The 15,306-nt window shown below is 66.4% G+C and carries 19 protein-coding genes and 1 tRNA gene; 15 read left to right on the top strand and 5 right to left on the bottom strand.

Annotation, left to right across the window (positions count from 1 at the left end; translation table 11 throughout):
• Positions 1-572 (top strand): sodium/proton-translocating pyrophosphatase (locus JHC99_RS11735; protein ID WP_292154425.1); only part of this gene is annotated, 572 nt, incomplete at its 5' end.
• Positions 573-781: 209 nt separating this feature from the next.
• Here the strand turns inward: JHC99_RS11735 and bamE are convergent.
• Positions 782-1,261 (bottom strand): outer membrane protein assembly factor BamE, encoded by a 480-nt coding sequence (bamE, locus tag JHC99_RS11730; RefSeq protein ID WP_292154423.1) that lies wholly within the window; start codon positions 1,259-1,261, stop codon positions 782-784.
• 87 nt (positions 1,262-1,348) lie between these two features.
• Here bamE and JHC99_RS11725 point away from each other — a divergent pair, with 87 nt between their 5' ends.
• The 7 genes from JHC99_RS11725 (at position 1,349) to JHC99_RS11695 (ending at position 5,532) form a co-directional block, all read left to right on the top strand.
• Positions 1,349-1,894, top strand: a complete 546-nt coding sequence (locus JHC99_RS11725; protein WP_292154421.1) for a ubiquinol-cytochrome C chaperone family protein — start codon at positions 1,349-1,351, stop codon at positions 1,892-1,894.
• A complete protein-coding gene (locus JHC99_RS11720) occupies positions 1,891-2,412 on the top strand; it encodes a DUF177 domain-containing protein (protein WP_292154420.1) in 522 nt (173 codons plus the stop codon). Before JHC99_RS11725 ends, JHC99_RS11720 begins: the two co-directional genes overlap by 4 nt.
• 94 nt (positions 2,413-2,506) lie before the next feature.
• Positions 2,507-3,586, top strand: coding sequence for a phosphate acyltransferase PlsX (gene plsX / locus JHC99_RS11715; RefSeq protein WP_292154418.1), 1,080 nt, complete (start codon positions 2,507-2,509; stop codon positions 3,584-3,586).
• A complete protein-coding gene (locus JHC99_RS11710) occupies positions 3,586-4,563 on the top strand; it encodes a beta-ketoacyl-ACP synthase III (RefSeq protein ID WP_292154416.1) in 978 nt (325 codons plus the stop codon). Before plsX ends, JHC99_RS11710 begins: the two co-directional genes overlap by 1 nt.
• A 75-nt stretch (positions 4,564-4,638) precedes the next feature.
• Entirely contained in the window at positions 4,639-4,947 is a 309-nt protein-coding gene (locus JHC99_RS11705; protein ID WP_292154414.1) for an integration host factor subunit alpha, read from the top strand.
• A gap of 4 nt (positions 4,948-4,951) precedes the next feature.
• A complete protein-coding gene (locus JHC99_RS11700; protein WP_292154412.1) occupies positions 4,952-5,395 on the top strand; it encodes a MerR family transcriptional regulator in 444 nt (147 codons plus the stop codon).
• 60 nt (positions 5,396-5,455) lie between these two features.
• Positions 5,456-5,532, top strand: a tRNA-Pro gene (locus JHC99_RS11695).
• Positions 5,533-5,591: 59 nt separating this feature from the next.
• Here the strand turns inward: JHC99_RS11695 and JHC99_RS11690 are convergent.
• Positions 5,592-5,813 (bottom strand): DUF2842 domain-containing protein, encoded by a 222-nt coding sequence (locus tag JHC99_RS11690; protein WP_292154410.1) that lies wholly within the window; start codon positions 5,811-5,813, stop codon positions 5,592-5,594.
• Positions 5,810-6,061, bottom strand: coding sequence for a transglycosylase (locus tag JHC99_RS11685; protein ID WP_292154408.1), 252 nt, complete (start codon positions 6,059-6,061; stop codon positions 5,810-5,812). Before JHC99_RS11685 ends, JHC99_RS11690 begins: the two co-directional genes overlap by 4 nt.
• 160 nt (positions 6,062-6,221) lie before the next feature.
• On the opposite strand from JHC99_RS11685, the gene JHC99_RS11680 reads away from it, so the two are divergent.
• The 5 genes from JHC99_RS11680 to msrB all read left to right on the top strand — a co-directional run bounded on the left by JHC99_RS11680 (position 6,222) and on the right by msrB (position 10,427).
• A complete protein-coding gene (locus JHC99_RS11680) occupies positions 6,222-7,283 on the top strand; it encodes a COX15/CtaA family protein (RefSeq protein WP_292154406.1) in 1,062 nt (353 codons plus the stop codon).
• Between the two features lie 417 nt (positions 7,284-7,700).
• The gene (rplM, locus tag JHC99_RS11675; protein ID WP_292154404.1) at positions 7,701-8,177 is read left to right on the top strand and encodes a 50S ribosomal protein L13; all 477 of its coding nucleotides are present in this window, start codon (positions 7,701-7,703) and stop codon (positions 8,175-8,177) included.
• A 2-nt stretch (positions 8,178-8,179) separates the two neighbouring features.
• Positions 8,180-8,668 carry a 30S ribosomal protein S9 gene (gene rpsI / locus JHC99_RS11670; RefSeq protein ID WP_292154403.1) on the top strand — a complete coding sequence of 163 codons (489 nt, stop codon included), beginning with the start codon at positions 8,180-8,182 and terminating at the stop codon, positions 8,666-8,668.
• A 228-nt stretch (positions 8,669-8,896) separates the two neighbouring features.
• The gene (gene argC, locus JHC99_RS11665; RefSeq protein ID WP_292154401.1) at positions 8,897-9,853 is read left to right on the top strand and encodes an N-acetyl-gamma-glutamyl-phosphate reductase; all 957 of its coding nucleotides are present in this window, start codon (positions 8,897-8,899) and stop codon (positions 9,851-9,853) included.
• 67 nt (positions 9,854-9,920) lie between these two features.
• The gene (msrB, locus tag JHC99_RS11660; RefSeq protein WP_292154399.1) at positions 9,921-10,427 is read left to right on the top strand and encodes a peptide-methionine (R)-S-oxide reductase MsrB; all 507 of its coding nucleotides are present in this window, start codon (positions 9,921-9,923) and stop codon (positions 10,425-10,427) included.
• On the opposite strand, the gene JHC99_RS11655 is transcribed toward msrB, so the two are convergent.
• Together JHC99_RS11655 and phaC are read right to left on the bottom strand one after the other, a co-directional pair.
• Positions 10,414-10,797 carry a hypothetical protein gene (locus JHC99_RS11655; protein ID WP_292154397.1) on the bottom strand — a complete coding sequence of 128 codons (384 nt, stop codon included), beginning with the start codon at positions 10,795-10,797 and terminating at the stop codon, positions 10,414-10,416. The genes msrB and JHC99_RS11655 overlap by 14 nt on opposite strands.
• Positions 10,794-12,812: a class I poly(R)-hydroxyalkanoic acid synthase gene (gene phaC, locus JHC99_RS11650; protein ID WP_292154395.1), complete on the bottom strand. Its 2,019-nt coding sequence runs from the start codon at positions 12,810-12,812 to the stop codon at positions 10,794-10,796. Before phaC ends, JHC99_RS11655 begins: the two co-directional genes overlap by 4 nt.
• Before the next feature lie 136 nt (positions 12,813-12,948).
• On the opposite strand from phaC, the gene JHC99_RS11645 reads away from it, so the two are divergent.
• On the top strand, positions 12,949-13,353 hold the full coding sequence (locus tag JHC99_RS11645) for a hypothetical protein (protein WP_292154394.1): 405 nt from the start codon (positions 12,949-12,951) through the stop codon (positions 13,351-13,353).
• Positions 13,354-13,364: 11 nt separating this feature from the next.
• A complete protein-coding gene (gene recJ, locus JHC99_RS11640) occupies positions 13,365-15,170 on the top strand; it encodes a single-stranded-DNA-specific exonuclease RecJ (protein ID WP_292154392.1) in 1,806 nt (601 codons plus the stop codon).
• Positions 15,171-15,306: the final 136 nt, after the last annotated feature.

Genomic DNA, 15,306 nt, shown 5'->3' with positions numbered 1-15,306 from the left:
TGTTCGGGGGGCTGCTGCCCTTCCTGTTCGGCGGGATGTCGATGATGGCGGTGGGGCGCGCGGCCGAGGCGGTCGTCGCCGAGGTGCGTCGCCAGTTCCGCGAGAACCCGGGCATCATGACCTATGAGGTCAAGCCCGAGTACGGCAAGGCGGTCGATATCCTGACCAAGGCGGCGATCCGCGAGATGATCGTGCCGTCGCTTCTGCCCGTGCTGTCGCCGATCGTGCTGTTCGTCGCCATTCTGGCCATCACGGACAAGGCCACGGCGTTCGCGGCCCTCGGTGCCATGCTCATGGGCGTCATCGTCACCGGCTTGTTCGTCGCGGTCTCCATGACCAGTGGCGGCGGTGCCTGGGACAACGCCAAGAAGGTGATCGAGGAGGGCTTTACCGACAAGGACGGCGTCCTTCACGGCAAGGGTTCGGAGGCCCACAAGGCCGCCGTCACCGGCGACACGGTCGGCGACCCCTACAAGGACACCAGTGGTCCGGCCGTGAACCCGATGATCAAGATCACCAACATCGTGGCCCTGCTGCTGCTGGCGGTGCTGGCGAGCGGTAAGGTGTTCTGATCGCAGGGATCAGGCCGCTGGAACGAAAGACGCCCCGGAGAGCGATCTCCGGGGCGTTTTCTGTTCTCCCTCCCCCTCGGGGGAGGGCAGATCGCGGAGCGATCGGGTGGGGGCTGCAAGGCGAAACGGCGCTGACTTGCCTTGCCCTTCCCACCCGGTCTCCGCTGCGCTTCGACCACCCTCCCCTCGGGGGAGGGAGAGGGGCTTCCTTAGTCCGGACGGCGCGCGCCCGGGACGTCTTCGTCGGTACGGGGCAGTTGGCCACGGGCGACGTTGCCCAGCAGTTGTTCCATGATGGTCAGGGCGCGACCGCGGGTCGGGGTCTCGCGGCGTTCCATGGCGATCTTCTCGCCGTCGTCCAGACCCAGGGTGCGCACGGCGGCGACCTTGCCGTCGGCCTCGTTGAAGGTAATTTCGGTGATGCTGCGCTGGGACACCTGCGGCCGGTTGTAGGTGTAGCGCTCGGTCGTCTGGCTCATATAGTACCAGATCTGGTCCTTCTCGAAGGTCGAGGTGGTCGAGGGCGTGCCCAGGCGAGCCAGCACCGTCTCCTTGGTGTCGGTGCCGGCGACGATGTCCGACGGCGCGACATCGACGACCTGGAACCCGTGCAGCCCCACCACGGGAGCGCAGGCACCCAGGGATCCGAGCACGGCGACGGCGGCGACGAGGGCAGGAATACGGGTCATGGATGGGGCCTGACGAGCAACAAGGTCTTTGACCTAACCGGACCCGCGTCCTAGTTCAACGTCGCGGCGGAAAAGGGGCCGCATGACATGCTGACTGCTCTGCTGAGAAAACGACCCAAATCCCCGCCGCCGGTGGGTGAGATCCTGTATGCGGCGGTGTCCGATCAGGCCCGCCAGGTCGCGTTCTATACCGACCTGGGCGTCGAGGACCGGATCGATGCGCGTTTCGAGCTCTACACCCTGCATGCCCTGTTGCTGATCCTTCGGCTGCGCGACGAGGACCAGGAGGGTCCGGCCGAGGGAGCAGCGGCGGCCCAGAGCCTGTTCGACGTCTATGTTTCGGCTCTGGACAATGTACTGCGCGAACTCGGGGTCGGAGATGTCTCGATGGCCAAGAAGATGCGCAAGCTGGGCGAGGCCCTGTACGGCCGGATGACCGCCTATGAGGCACCGCTGCGGGCGGGCGATACAGCCGCTCTGGCGACCAACCTGGCCCGCAACGTCTATGCGTCGGACGAGGCTGGGCGCGCCGAACCGCTGGCGCGTTACGCACTGGCGGCGCGTGAGGCCCTGTCGAGACAGGGCTTTGCCGATGTCCTCGCAGCCCCCGTCTGGCCGGAGATCGCCGCATGACCCCGACCCTGCCCCTGAGTGAGCCGGTCCGCCTGAACGAGATCGGCAAGGGTCTGGACCGGACGCTGGAACCGGACGCGGCGGCGCGGGCGAAAATCGCGAAGGCTCTGGACCTTGCGTCGCTGGACGCCTTCGTCGCCGACCTCTCGGTGGCCCCGGCCGCCAACGCCGGCTATCGGCTGACCGGCCGCGTTCGGGCCAGCGCGGTCCAGACCTGCGGCATCACCCTGGAGCCCCTGCCGGTCGAGATCGATCAACGATTCTCGATCGATCTCGTCGAGGCGGTCGATCCGATCGAGACCGACGAGATCGAGATCACACTGGACGATGACGCTCCCGACATTATCGAGGACGGCCGAATCGATCTGGGCCAATATGCCGTCGAACAGCTGGTCCTGACGCTCGATCCCTTCCCGAGAAAGCCGGGCGCGGAGTTCGTCCAGCCCGACGAGCCGGCCGAGATTTCGCCGTTTGCCGTCCTCAAGCAATTCAAGGCGAAGGACGCCGGGGAAACCTGACGTAACGACAGCCGCTTTGCATCGCCGCCGTTGCGGCGGTATGCCTCGCCCAATAGATGAGCGACGCGATCACGCGTCCGGAGCGAACAGCCTCTTGCCATCCCCAGTCCTCATATCCCTCGACGCAATGGGCGGCGATCACGGCCCGGCCGTCGTCGTACCCGGCGTCAGCGACTACATCCGACGTCACGGCGGGGAAGGGGTGCGGTTCCTGCTGCACGGCGATGAGACGACGATCGCGGCCGAAATGGCCCGGTACAAGCTGTCCGGCAATGTCTGCGAGATACGTCATACCGACAAGGTCGTCGCCATGGACGAGAAGCCCGCCCAGGCCATGCGGCGCGGCAAGGGCTCCAGCCTGTGGAACGCGGTCGAGTCGGTGAAATCGGGCGAGGCGGGTGCCGTCGTGTCTGCCGGCAACACCGGCGCGCTGATGGCGATCTCCAAGCTGCTCCTGCGGATGTCGGCGCCGGGCCTTGAGCGCCCCGCCATCGTGGCCAGCTGGCCGACACTGAAGGGCGTGACGGCGGTTCTGGACGTCGGTGCCAATATCGAAAGCGACGCCGAACAGCTGATCGAGTTCGCCATCATGGGCGAGGCCTTTCACGCCGCCGTCCACGGCTCCGGCCGTCCCACCATCGGCATATTGAACGTCGGCTCCGAGGACATGAAGGGCCACGAGGATGTGCGCGAGGCCCATGCGGTGCTGCGCGCCGGGGGCCTCGACCTGAACTACCACGGCTTCGTGGAGGGCGACGACATCGCCAAGGGCACGGTCGATGTGGTCGTGACCGACGGCTTCACCGGCAATATCGCGCTCAAGACGGCCGAGGGCACCGCGCGTTTCATCTCGGCCCTGCTGAAGGAAGCCCTCACATCCGGCGTACAGGCCAGGCTGGGTGCCCTGATCGCCCTGCCGGCGCTGAAGGCCATGGGCCAGAAGATAGACCCCAGCGCCATCAACGGCGGGCCGCTTCTGGGACTGAACGGTATCGTGGTGAAGAGCCATGGCGGGGCCAATGCCAAGGGGTTCGGGAACGCCATCCGTATCGGCGTCGACCTGGCTCGCAGTGATTACCTGGTCAAGGTCGGCGAGAAGATGGGCAAGCTTGACGCCGTCATGCATGCCGCCCAGCCCACCGAAAGCCCGACGATTTCCGGAGAGAGTCAGTAGTGAGCGTCACCCGTAGCGCCGTGACCGGCGTCGGCTCTTTCCTGCCGGAAAAGGTCGTCACCAATGCGGACCTGTCAAAGTTCGTCGACACCTCCGACGAATGGATCGTCGAGCGCACCGGCATCCGCCAGCGCCATCAGGCGCGCGACGACCAGCCGACCAGCGATCTGGCGACCGAGGCCGCGCGTCGCGCCCTGGCCGACGCGGGCAAGACCCCGGCCGACGTGGACCTGATCATCGTCGCCACGACGACTCCCGACATGACCTTTCCGGCCACCGCCTCCATCGTGCAGCGCAAGCTGGGCTGTCCGGTCGGCATCGCCTTCGACGTTCAGGCAGTGTGCTCGGGCTTTGTCTATGCGCTCAGCGTCGCCGACGGCTTCGTCGCGCGCGGCATGGCCCGGTGCGCCCTGGTCATCGGCGCCGAGGAGATGACCCGGCTGATGGACTGGACCGACAGGACCACCTGCGTCCTGTTCGGCGACGGTGCGGGGGCCTTTGTGGTCGAGCCGCGCGAAGGCGAGGGGACCAAGGCGGACCAGGGCCTGCTGGGTTTCGCCCTGCGCTGCGACGGTACCAAGACGGACCTGTTGTATGTCGACGGCGGTCCGACCACGACGGGCACGGTCGGCCATCTGCGGATGCTGGGCAATCAGGTGTTCCGCCACGCGGTCGTGAACATCGCCGAGGCCATCACCGCCGCCTGCGCCGCCTCCGACATCGAGATCGCCGACGTCGACTGGTTCGTGCCGCATCAGGCCAACCAGCGAATCATCAAGGGGGTCGGCGATCGGCTGGGTCTGGACGAGGACAAGGTGATCACCACCGTGGCCCTTCATGCCAACACCTCGGCCGCTTCGATTCCCCTGGCGATGGACGCGGCGATCCAGGACGGGCGCATCAAACGCGGCGATCTGGTGCTGCTGGAGGCCATGGGCGGCGGCCTGACCTGGGGTGCGTGCGCAATTCGCCTGTAAGGTGACGCTTCCGACTTTGACTTTGCGCGGTTTTCCCCGCTTTATGAACGGGTCGGGATCATTGGAGCGAACATTTTGGGCGAACAGAGCACCCTGACCCGCGCCGACCTCTGCGAGGCCGTCCATGAAGAGGTCGGTCTGTCGCGACAGGAATGCTCCACCATGGTCGAACGCACCCTGGAGCTGATCGTCGAGGCGCTGCAGCGCGGCGAGACGGTCAAGCTGTCCGGATTCGGCGTCTTTCAGGTCCGCGACAAGCGCGCCCGCATGGGGCGCAACCCCAAGACGGGCGAGCCGGCCGCGATCAATCCGCGCCGGGTCATCAGCTTCCGCGCGTCCCAGATCATGAAGTCCAAGGTACACGACGCGGGCGTCGGGGCCTGATCCCTTGGCCGTCAAGCCCGCCATCAAAGGCCCTCAGGCTTTTCGTACCATATCCGAAGCCTCGGACGCCGTCGGCGCGCCCCACCACGTGCTGCGCTTCTGGGAGACCAAATTTACCTTCGTGACGCCGGTGAAACGCGCCGGAGGCCGTCGGTTCTATCGTCCCAACGACATCGTGGTCCTGAAGGCCATCAAACGCCTGCTCCATGACGAGGGCCTGACCATCAAGGGCGTGCAGCGCCTGCACAAGGATCAGGGCCTGGCCCGCCTGGCTGCCTATGGCGATCCGGACGCGACCTTCGTGATGGATGCGGAGCCAGCCCAATCCATAGCGCCCGCTGGGTCGGATGCGTCGCCCGCAACCATCGAAGCCCACGAAGGTCTCGCTGCCGTCATCGCCGATCTTGAGGCCGCCCGCGCTCGCCTGGACGCCGTGCTGGCGGCCTGAAGCGCTTTTCCCGATTTTCGGTTTGCGGCGGCGAGGGTGCCCCGCTATAGGACCGCCTCTCGGAGCGTGGCGCAGCCTGGTAGCGCACTTGACTGGGGGTCAAGGGGTCGCAGGTTCGAATCCTGTCGCTCCGACCATTTTCGATAAGAGAATGCGTCAATAACGGGGTCGTCGAAAGACGGCCCCGTTTGTCGTTCTACGGCTTTCTGCCGCCGCGCTCGGCCCACGAATACAGCGGGATCAAGGGCACGCCCCAGACCAGGCCTGCGCCGCCGAACAGCAGCAGGTCGATCCACCACCGGTCCGGCAGCCGGTCGCCGATGGCGATGACGGTCCAGACATAGGCGGCCAGGAAGATCAGGGTCAGCAGGGCGGCCAGGGCGCGGCGGGGGCTGGGCCGTTCGACGGGTCCGCTCATCGCTTGTTCCTCAACAGGTAATAGGCCAGCAGGCTGAGGGCGGCCCCGCCCAGCGCCCACAGGATCCAGTTCCAGTCGTCCATGGTCGTCAGGGCAAACACCCGGATGACCAGGAACCAGCCGCAGGCCGCCCCGACCGAGGCGACCAGCAGCGCCCCGCCGAATCCGCGCTTGCCGCCCAGCATGTCGGCGATCCCGGCCACGATCAGGACGCCCACGACGGCGATGAGGATGTCGGCGTACTGCAAGGCGTCCGTTCTCCGTGCCCGCCCGATCCCGCCTGCGACGACGAGGTTCGGAAAACCGCTTTGATCTTGCCTTGATGGCCGGGCATACCGCCAAGGTCCGGGGACGATCCTTCGCCTCCGTTCAGAACGACAGTGTATCCGTCAGGACGGCAGGCGTCGAATGAAGCGTTTGGGCTATCGCGAACAAAGTCGATCGGTCGCGATATGGCTGTTCGTCTGTGCGGCTATGGTGTTCGCCATGGTGGTCATCGGCGGGATCACCCGCCTGACCGGATCGGGCCTGTCGATCACGGAATGGAAGCCCATCATGGGTGCGCTGCCGCCGATGAATCCCGCTGCCTGGGCCGAGGCGTTCGAGAGATACAAGGCCATCCCCCAGTACGCCCAGATCAACGCCGGCATGAGCATGGCCGAGTTCCAGGGCATCTTCTGGTGGGAGTGGGCGCACCGTCTGTTCGGCCGGCTGATCGGGGTCGTCTTCGCCGTTCCGTTCGTCGTCTTCCTGCTGATGCGCAAGATTCCCCGCCGGCTTATCTGGCGCTGTTTCCTGCTGTTGGGGGCGGGCGGCCTTCAGGGCCTGATCGGCTGGTGGATGGTGTCGTCGGGCCTGTCGGAGCGGGTCGATGTCGCGCCGGAGCGGCTGACCGTCCACCTGGGCCTGGCCCTCGCCATCTTCGCCGGCCTGATCTGGACGGGGCTGGAGGCCTGGGCCGGGGAGGAGCATTCGCGCTCGCCAGAGGGCTGGAGCCGAGGTGCCGCCGTCCTGCTGGGAGCCGTTTTCGTGCAGTGTCTGCTGGGTGGGCTGGTCGCTGGGGCCAAGGCGGGGTTCGTCTATACGGACTGGCCGATGATGAACGGTGAGTTCTTCCCGCCGGTGGAGTGGGGCAAAGGGGCCTTGGCCTTCCTGCATGATCAGGCCCTGGTCCAGTTCAACCACCGCATCTGGGGTTACGTCCTGGTGGCGTTCGGCACGGCCTATGCGATCCAGGGCTGGCGCTGGCGGCTGGCCGAGGGTCTCGGCGCCTTCGCCTTCGTGGTGGCGGGCGCGCTGTGGCTTCAGGCGGCGCTGGGCATCGTGACCCTGACCCACGCCGTGCCTCTCTGGCTGGGTGGACTGCATCAGGCGGGCGCGGCGATCGTGTTGATGCTGGCGACGATGAACCTGTGGATGGTGCGTCGCTCGCAGCCGAGACTGTTCATGTCCGGACCACGTCGTCGATAGGCCGACTTTTAGGAAAATATTCCGTTCCGACTCTTGCGGTATCGCTCGACTTCACCATCTCGCAATGACGGTCTTTGACACGTCCAACGAAGCGGACCGCACAGGTTCGATCCGGTCGTGAGCCGCTTCATCCGTGGCGCTTTGGCGCTTTGGCGGTGTGTTTTTCAGGCCGCCACCGCCACTTCAGGGACGGCCGCAAGACGATCGCGTCAGGCCAGGACCGGCAAGATCACCGCCAGCAGATACGGTATTTTAATACCGTATTAAAAAAATGACCTAAAAACAATGATGTAGTTGTGGGTCGTGCATATCAGTTGCATTGACCTCCGCACACCCATCCTCTACTAGCGCGCCTTCCGCTCGTTCCGACCGCTGTTGGCTCGGGCCGCCCGTTTCGTTTTCCAGGAATCCACCGACATGCTGAAGAGCACCACGGTCGCGCTCAAGCCGGCCGACGTCGACAAGAAGTGGATCGTCATCGACGCCGAAGGCGTCGTTGTCGGTCGCCTCGCGACGTTCATCGCCAACCGCCTGCGCGGCAAGCACCTGCCCACCTACACCCCCCATGTCGACCTCGGTGACCATGTCATCGTCGTCAACGCCGACAAGGTCGTGTTCACCGGCAAGAAGCTGACCGACAAAATCTACTATCGCCACACCGGCCACCCGGGCGGCATCAAGTCGACCACCCCGCAGAAGGTCCTGAACGGCCGCTTCCCCGAGCGCGTCCTGGAAAAGGCCGTCGAGCGCATGCTGCCCAAGGAAAGCCCGCTGGCTCGCCTGCAGATGACCCACCTGCGCATCTTCGCCGGCGCCACCCACACCCACGAAGCCCAGCAGCCGGAAATCGTCGACTTCAAGTCGATGTCCGCCAAGAACTTCCGGAGCATCTGAGCATGACCGACGTCACCGCCCCCGAAGCCACGGGTTTCGACGCCCTGAAGGGCCTCGGCACCACCGCCGAAGCCGCTCCCGAATACGTCCAGAAGCTGGACGCGCAAGGCCGCGCCTATTCGACCGGCAAGCGCAAGAACGCGATCGCCCGCGTCTGGGTCAAGCCCGGCACCGGCAAGTTCACCATCAACGGCAAGGATCAACTCCAGTATTTCGCTCGCGAAATCCTGCGCATGATGATCGCCCAGCCGCTGGTCGTCACCGGCCGCGAGACCCAGTTCGACGTCGTCTGCACCGTCGAAGGTTCGGGCCTGTCCGGCCAGGCCGGCGCCATCCGCCACGGCCTGTCGCACGCCCTGACCCACTATGAGCCGGCCCTGCGCCCGGTCCTGAAGCCGCACGGCTTCCTGACCCGCGACAGCCGCGTGGTCGAGCGCAAGAAGTACGGCCGCGCCAAGGCCCGCAAGTCCTTCCAGTTCTCGAAGCGCTAAGTCGTTTCGTACGGTTTGGATTGGGGCGCTTCGGGAAACCGGAGCGCCCTTTTTTCATCCTTCTCCCCTTGTGGGAGAAGGTGGCAGGCGAAGCCTGACGGATGAGGGGTCACACCGCTCTGTCCACAGGGTTTGAAAGCCATTGATTTACGGGTCCGCGTGACCCCTCATCCGACCCGCTGCGCGGGCCACCTTCTCCCGCAAGGGGAGAAGGGTCAGGAGCGTCAGATGACCCACACCATCTTCATCGACGGCGAAGCCGGAACTACCGGTCTCGAAATCCGTGAGCGGCTGGAGGCGCGCGCCGATCTGGAGCTGATCCTGCTGGGCGACCGCAGGCGGGATCCGGCCGCGCGGCGCGAGGCTTTGAACGCGGCGGATGCGGTGATCCTGTGCCTGCCTGACGACGCCGCGATCGAGGCCGTCGGCATGATCGACAACACCACCACCCGGGTCATCGACGCCTCCACGGCCTTCCGGGTCGCCGACGGCTGGACCTACGGTTTCGCCGAGATGGACGCAGGGCAGGGGGCGGCCATCGGGGGCTCGACGCGGGTCAGCAATCCCGGCTGCTATCCGACCGGCTTCATCGCCCTGATGCGGCCGCTGGTGAATGCCGGGATCGTACCCGCCGACCGGTTCGTGACGGTCAATGCCGTGTCCGGCTATTCCGGCGGCGGCAAGTCGATGATCTCCGAGTTCGAGGCCGTCCCCGGGTCAAGCCCGAGGATGACGAAGGCCCCCGCCTTCCGCGCCTATGGCCTCAGCCAGCACCACAAGCATGTGCCGGAAATGACCCGCCACACCGGCCTGACCCACGACGTCATGTTCGCCCCCGCCGTCGGCTCCTATCGCCAGGGAATGCTGGTCGAGGTTCCGCTGCACCTGGCCTCCCTGCCGGGCTCGCCCTCGATCGAGGTCCTCCACGGGGCCCTTGCCGAACACTATGCCGGGGCCCGCTTCGTCGAGGTCGCCGACCTGGAAACCACCGAGGCCATGACCGGCATCGACCCCGAAGGCCTGAACGGCACCAACCGGATGCGGCTCCACGTCTTCGGCGATCGGACCGGATCGCAGGCGCGTCTGGTCGCCCTGCTCGACAACCTCGGCAAGGGTGCGTCGGGGGCAGCGGTCCAGAACCTGAACCTCATGCTTGGCCTGCGGGAAGACACGGGCCTGACCTGACCTTCTCCCGCAGTGGAGAAGGAAGATGGCTTGAAACCTTCCGCCTTCGCGCGCCGTATGTAGAGGCATGACCCACGCCACCCTGATCCCTCACCGCCGGACCCTGCTGACCGGTGCCGGTGCCCTGGCCATCACGGCCTGCACCTCACGCACGGCCAGCGCGGATGAATCAGCCTTCGCCTCGTCGCCCTTCCGCAGGATCACCGACGCCCAGTGGCGCGCGCGGCTGCCGGCCGCCAGCTATGATGTGCTTCGCCACGAGGGGACCGAGCGACCCTACACCAGCCCGCTGAACGAGGAACACCGCCCCGGCACCTTCGTCTGTCGAGGATGCGAACTGCCGCTGTTCCTGTCGGCCTGGAAGTTCGACAGCGGCACCGGCTGGCCCAGCTTCTTCCAGGTCAACCCGGCCAATATCGGCACCAAGCGCGACCTGGCCCTCGGCATCCCCCGGGTCGAGTACCACTGCGCCCGCTGCCTGGGACATCAGGGCCATGTGTTCGACGACGGGCCGCGCCCGACCGGCAAACGCTACTGCAACAACGGCGTCGCTCTGATCTTCAAGCCCGGCTGACGGCCTTCATCGCCGAATCGACGGTGAAGCCGAACATGATCGACGCGATCACGACCAGCAGGCCGTAGTCCCAGCCTCTGATGAAGAACGGGATGGCCGCCATCACCATGACCACCAGCGGAAAGATACCGGCCCACAGGGCCGAGGTCGGCGCTTCCAGGCTGATCATCGGCGGCCGATCGACCCGGATCTTCATCAGCCGGGCCAGCGGGCGGTTCAGGAACACGAACATCACTGTGTAGAGCCCGGCGAGGAACGGATAGCGCCACGCAGGCCCTGCCTCGCCGTACACGGTCGCTGTCAGGGTCAGCAGGAGCAGAGGAATGCCGGTGGCGACGGCCAGCAGCAGGTTGGGCTCGATACGCTTCAAGACTTCACTTTCACATAGGACCCCGGTGCCGGTTCAATCGGCTTGAGGGGGCCGGTCTTAGGGTCGCGGGCGGGGACCATCTCCCCGGAACGCGCGGCCAGCCATTTGGCCCAGTGCGGCCACCAGCTGCCGGGATGTTCGACAGCACCCGCCTGCCATTCGGCCAGGGTGTCGGGGAAGGCGTCATTGGTCCAGTGATTGTACTTGTTGGCCACCGGCGCATTGATGACCCCGGCGATATGGCCGGACCCTGCCAGGGTGAAGGTCAGGTCGCCCGAACCGAATGCCTTGGCCGAGCGATAGATCGAGTTCATGGGCGCGATATGGTCCTCGCGTGAGGCCTGGAAATACAGCGGCGTCTTGACCTTGCCCAGGTCGATCCGTTGGCCGCCCACCGCGAACTCGCCCTTGGACAGCTTGTTCTGGCCGTACAGGCTGCGCAGATAGTCCATGTGCAGGGCCTTGGGCATCCGGGTCTGGTCGGCGTTCCAGAACAGCAGGTCGAAGGCCGCCGGCGACTTGCCCATAAGATAGTTGGACACGAAGAAGGACCAGATCAGGTCGTTGGCCCGCAGCGCGTTGAAGGTCTCGGCCATGGCCGCGCCGGGCAGGACGCCGCCCGCGTCATCCATCATCTGCTCGACCTGGGCCAGCCAATGCTCGTCGGTGAACAGCAGCAGGTCGCCCGCCTCGGCAAAGTCGTGCTGGGCGGCGAAGAAGGTGGTCGCGTTGATCCGCTTGTCGCCCTTCGCCGCCATGTCGGCTAGGGCGATGCCCATCAGGGTGCCGCCGATGCAGTAGCCGACGGTGTTCAGCCGATCGACGCCGGCCTGTTCCATCGCCTTTTCGGTGCAGCGATAAATGCCCTTGTGCAGGTATTCGTCGAAGCCGAACGCCGCCTTGTCGACGTCCGGATTGACCCAGGAACAGACGAACACCGTGAACCCCTGGGCCGACAGCCAGCGGATCATCGAGTTCGCCGGCTGAAGGTCCATGATGTAGAATTTGTTGATCCAGGGCGGGAAAATCAGCAGCGGAATCCGGTGCTGTTGCTCCGTCGCGGCGTCGAACTGGATCAGCTCAAACAGTTCGTCGCGCCAGACCACCTGACCCGGTGCCGTTGCGACGTTCTCGCCAACGACGAACTTGCCGTAGTCGGCCTGGCTGATCTGAAGCTTGCCGGCGCCGCGTTCCAGGTCGGCGGCGAAATTCTGCATGCCCTTGACCAGCGATTCGCCGTTGGTCTCGGCCATCGCCTTCAGCGCCGCCGGGTTGGAGGCCAGGAAGTTCGCGGGCGAGAAGGCATCGGTCAGCAGCTTGGTGAAGAACTCGGCGCGGCGCTTGGTCAGGGGATCGACATCCTCGACCGAGGCGACGAGGCCGTTCATCCAGTCCGACGTCACCATGTACGACTGACGCATCATGTCGAACATGGGGTTTTCCGACCAGGCCGGATCCTTGAACCGCTTGTCGGCACCTTTCGGCGGGGCGGCGGAGGCTTCGTCCTGACCGGCGGCGCGCCGGGTGGTCGTGGCCCACAGGTCCAGATACCGGTTGAACAGATCGGCCTGGGCGGTGAACAGCTTTTCGGGCTTGGCGGCCAGGCTGGTCATCACCTCGGTCATGGCTGGACCGACGTTGAAGGGGTCGGGGTTCATGGCCGCGACGGGGTCCTTTCCCCTGCCGGAAAGCGCCGCCTCGGCCATCGCCGCCTGCGCCGTCATCGCGGCCCTGGCCAGGTTGAGAGACAGGGTCTCCAGCATGGCCTGCTGCTCGGCCCCCATGGTGCCGAACGGGTTGGCCGCCGCTTCGGCGGTGTCGGCCAAGGAGGGCGGGGTCTCGGGCTGGGGCTTCGGCTCGGGCGGCGGCAGGGGCGCTGCCGTTTCGGCGGCCGCCTTCTTTGCGCGCGGACGGGGCGGCTTGGCCGAGGTCGGGCGACCCGATTTTCGCGGCGCAGCCGGCGGCAGGTCAGCGGAGGAGGGCAGGTCGGAGGCCGGAGTAGGTCGCTTGGCCATCGGGTGTCCTTCTGGCGTTTCCTGGCGGAGCGAACGGGATGCCGCCTTCCGCCGGTCGCGATCATGGCATATGACCGACCCCGAAATGAACGTGTGCGCGCGGAAAAAGATTCTTCGGCCGGTCTTGTTGGCGGCAATGCTGGTTGGCGGCGTCTGCCTGTCCGGCTGTGTCGGGGCCTTTGACCCCCAGGTGGATGCCGCGTCTCCGGTCGCGCCCCGCGTGGTGGCCCTGGTCGAGGCCAACCGGAGCTATCCGCGCTGGGAGGATTTCCCCAAGGCTACGCCCGCGCCCGAGCCTGTCCAGGTGGCGGCGCGCGTCAATACCCTGCGCGCCACCGGCGGTGCCCTGGCCGGGGAGGTCGAGCGACTGGAGTGGACCTTGGGCGATGCCGAGGCCTTCCAGCGTGACGTCGCCGCCCGGATTGCGGCCACTCCGGTCTCGCCTGAGGCCGTCCAGACGACCGAAGATATCGAGGCGCGCGCTGCGGCCCTGCGCGCCCGGGCCACGGCACCGCCGCCCATCGACCGGCCGCGCCCTTAGGCCGCCTTCGCATGGCCGACGGCTCACCCATTCCCGCCTTCCTTGACGTCACACGGTCATTGACCGGCCGCACCTGGCGACAGCGTCCGGCCGAGCCTGCCGTCACCCGTGCCCATATGCAGGCACTCGGCCTCGACGAGCCGCTGGCGCGTGCCCTTGCGGCGCGGGGCGTCCGGGCCGATCAGGGTGCCGACTTTCTGAAGCCGACGCTGAAGGCCCTGTTTCCCGATCCCTCCAGCTTCATGGACATGGACGCGGCGGCGACCGCCATCATCGACGCCCTGGTCCAGGGTCGCAGCGTCCACGTCTTTGCCGACTATGACGTGGACGGGGCCTCCAGCGCGGCACTGCTGGTGCGCTGGTTCCGGGCCATGGGGGCCGAGCTTCCGATCTATGTCCCCGACCGCATCACCGAAGGCTACGGCCCCAGCGCAAAAGCCTTCGACACCCTGAAGGCTTCCGGGGCCGATCTGGTCATCACGGTCGACTGCGGTGCGGCGGCCAATGAGGCGGTGGCTCATGCGACGGCGATCGGGCTGGATGTGGTGGTCGTCGACCATCACATGATGCGCGAGGAACCGCCACAGTGCCTGGCGGTGGTCAACCCGAATCGGCCGGGCTGCAATTCGGGCCAGGGCAATCTGGCGGCGGCCGGGGTGGTGTTCGTCCTGCTGGCCGCCCTGAACCGTGAGGCGCGTAGCCGGGGTCTGTTCGCCGACCGGGGCCAGCCGGACATCCGGCAATGGCTCGATCTCGCCGCCATGGGTGCGATCTGTGACGTCACCGGCCTGACCGGCTTCAATCGGGCCCTGACCGGACTGGGGCTGGGCGTGATGTCGTCCTGGAGCAATCCCGGCCTGAAAGCCTTGCTCGCCGCCTCGGGAGCGGTCGAGGGTCCGGCGAAGTCGAATCATGCGGGCTTCATCCTGGGTCCGCGAATCAATGCCGGGGGTCGAATCGGAAAGTCGGATCTCGGCGCACGGCTGCTCTCGACCGACGATCCGGATGAGGCGTGTCATCTGGCCCAGGAACTCGACGCCCTGAACATCGCCCGCCGCGAGGTCGAACGCGAGGTCACCGAGGAGGCCACGCGTCGGGTCGAACAGACGGGCCGTCACGCCGATGGCTCTGCGGTCGTCGTAATCGCCGGCGATGACTGGCATCCCGGCGTGGTCGGCATCGTCGCGGGCCGGCTGCGTGAACGCTGGAGAAAGCCGGTCATCGTTATCGGCGTCGATGCCGTGAACGGGATCGGCAAGGGCTCCGGCCGGTCGCAGCCGGGCATGAACCTGGGGCGGGCGATTCAGGCGGCCTGGAACGAAGGTGTGCTGATGGCCGGCGGCGGTCACGCCATGGCGGCGGGCCTGACCGTGCGCGCCGACCGGATCGACGAACTGCGCGACTTCCTCAATGACCGGCTTTCCGGCGAACAGGCCGAGGCCGAAGCGATCGACCGTGTCGAGATCGACGCCCTGATCGAACCCTTCGGCGCCACGCGTGCCCTGTTCGAGGCGTTCGAGCAACTGGCTCCCTTCGGCCCGGCCAACCCCGAGCCGCTGTTTGCGCTCAGCGGTGTGCAGGCGCGCGAACCGGTCGCGATGGCGGGAGGGCATGTCCGCTGTCGTCTGGTCGGTGCCGACGGTCATTCGGTAAAGGCCATCGCCTGGCGCTGTGCCGATCTGCCGGGAGGAAAGGCGCTGCTGGCCGGGCAGGGCGGTCTGAACGTGGCCGGTCGCCTGAAGGCCGACGACTGGAACGGCCGGAAGGGCGTGCAGTTCGAGATCGAAGACATCGCCGACCCCCGCATGGCCCAATAAACGGCGTCTCGATCGTCCCTGTCAAAATACCGCGTTTCGATGCTTGCGCCCCCCGAAATCGCCCGCTATATCGCCCGCTCTCGCGCAGCGGTCCCTTCGTCTATCGGTTAGGACGTCAGGTTTTCAACCTGAAGAG

This window comes from Brevundimonas sp., assembly GCF_016463485.1.
Taxonomy (GTDB): Bacteria; Pseudomonadota; Alphaproteobacteria; order Caulobacterales; family Caulobacteraceae; genus Brevundimonas.
This window is presented reverse-complemented; position numbering and strand designations above follow the sequence as displayed.

Coding starts and splice junctions, on each gene's coding strand:
- recJ (WP_292154392.1), top strand. CDS start 13,365: ATGGCCGACGGCTCACCCATTCCCGCCTTCCTTGACGTCACACGGTCA.
- bamE (WP_292154423.1), bottom strand. CDS start 1,261: ATGACCCGTATTCCTGCCCTCGTCGCCGCCGTCGCCGTGCTCGGATCC.
- JHC99_RS11720 (WP_292154420.1), top strand. CDS start 1,891: ATGACCCCGACCCTGCCCCTGAGTGAGCCGGTCCGCCTGAACGAGATC.
- JHC99_RS11725 (WP_292154421.1), top strand. CDS start 1,349: ATGCTGACTGCTCTGCTGAGAAAACGACCCAAATCCCCGCCGCCGGTG.
- JHC99_RS11645 (WP_292154394.1), top strand. CDS start 12,949: ATGCTGGTTGGCGGCGTCTGCCTGTCCGGCTGTGTCGGGGCCTTTGAC.
- rplM (WP_292154404.1), top strand. CDS start 7,701: ATGCTGAAGAGCACCACGGTCGCGCTCAAGCCGGCCGACGTCGACAAG.
- JHC99_RS11680 (WP_292154406.1), top strand. CDS start 6,222: ATGAAGCGTTTGGGCTATCGCGAACAAAGTCGATCGGTCGCGATATGG.
- JHC99_RS11690 (WP_292154410.1), bottom strand. CDS start 5,813: ATGAGCGGACCCGTCGAACGGCCCAGCCCCCGCCGCGCCCTGGCCGCC.
- rpsI (WP_292154403.1), top strand. CDS start 8,180: ATGACCGACGTCACCGCCCCCGAAGCCACGGGTTTCGACGCCCTGAAG.
- phaC (WP_292154395.1), bottom strand. CDS start 12,812: ATGGCCAAGCGACCTACTCCGGCCTCCGACCTGCCCTCCTCCGCTGAC.
- argC (WP_292154401.1), top strand. CDS start 8,897: ATGACCCACACCATCTTCATCGACGGCGAAGCCGGAACTACCGGTCTC.
- msrB (WP_292154399.1), top strand. CDS start 9,921: ATGACCCACGCCACCCTGATCCCTCACCGCCGGACCCTGCTGACCGGT.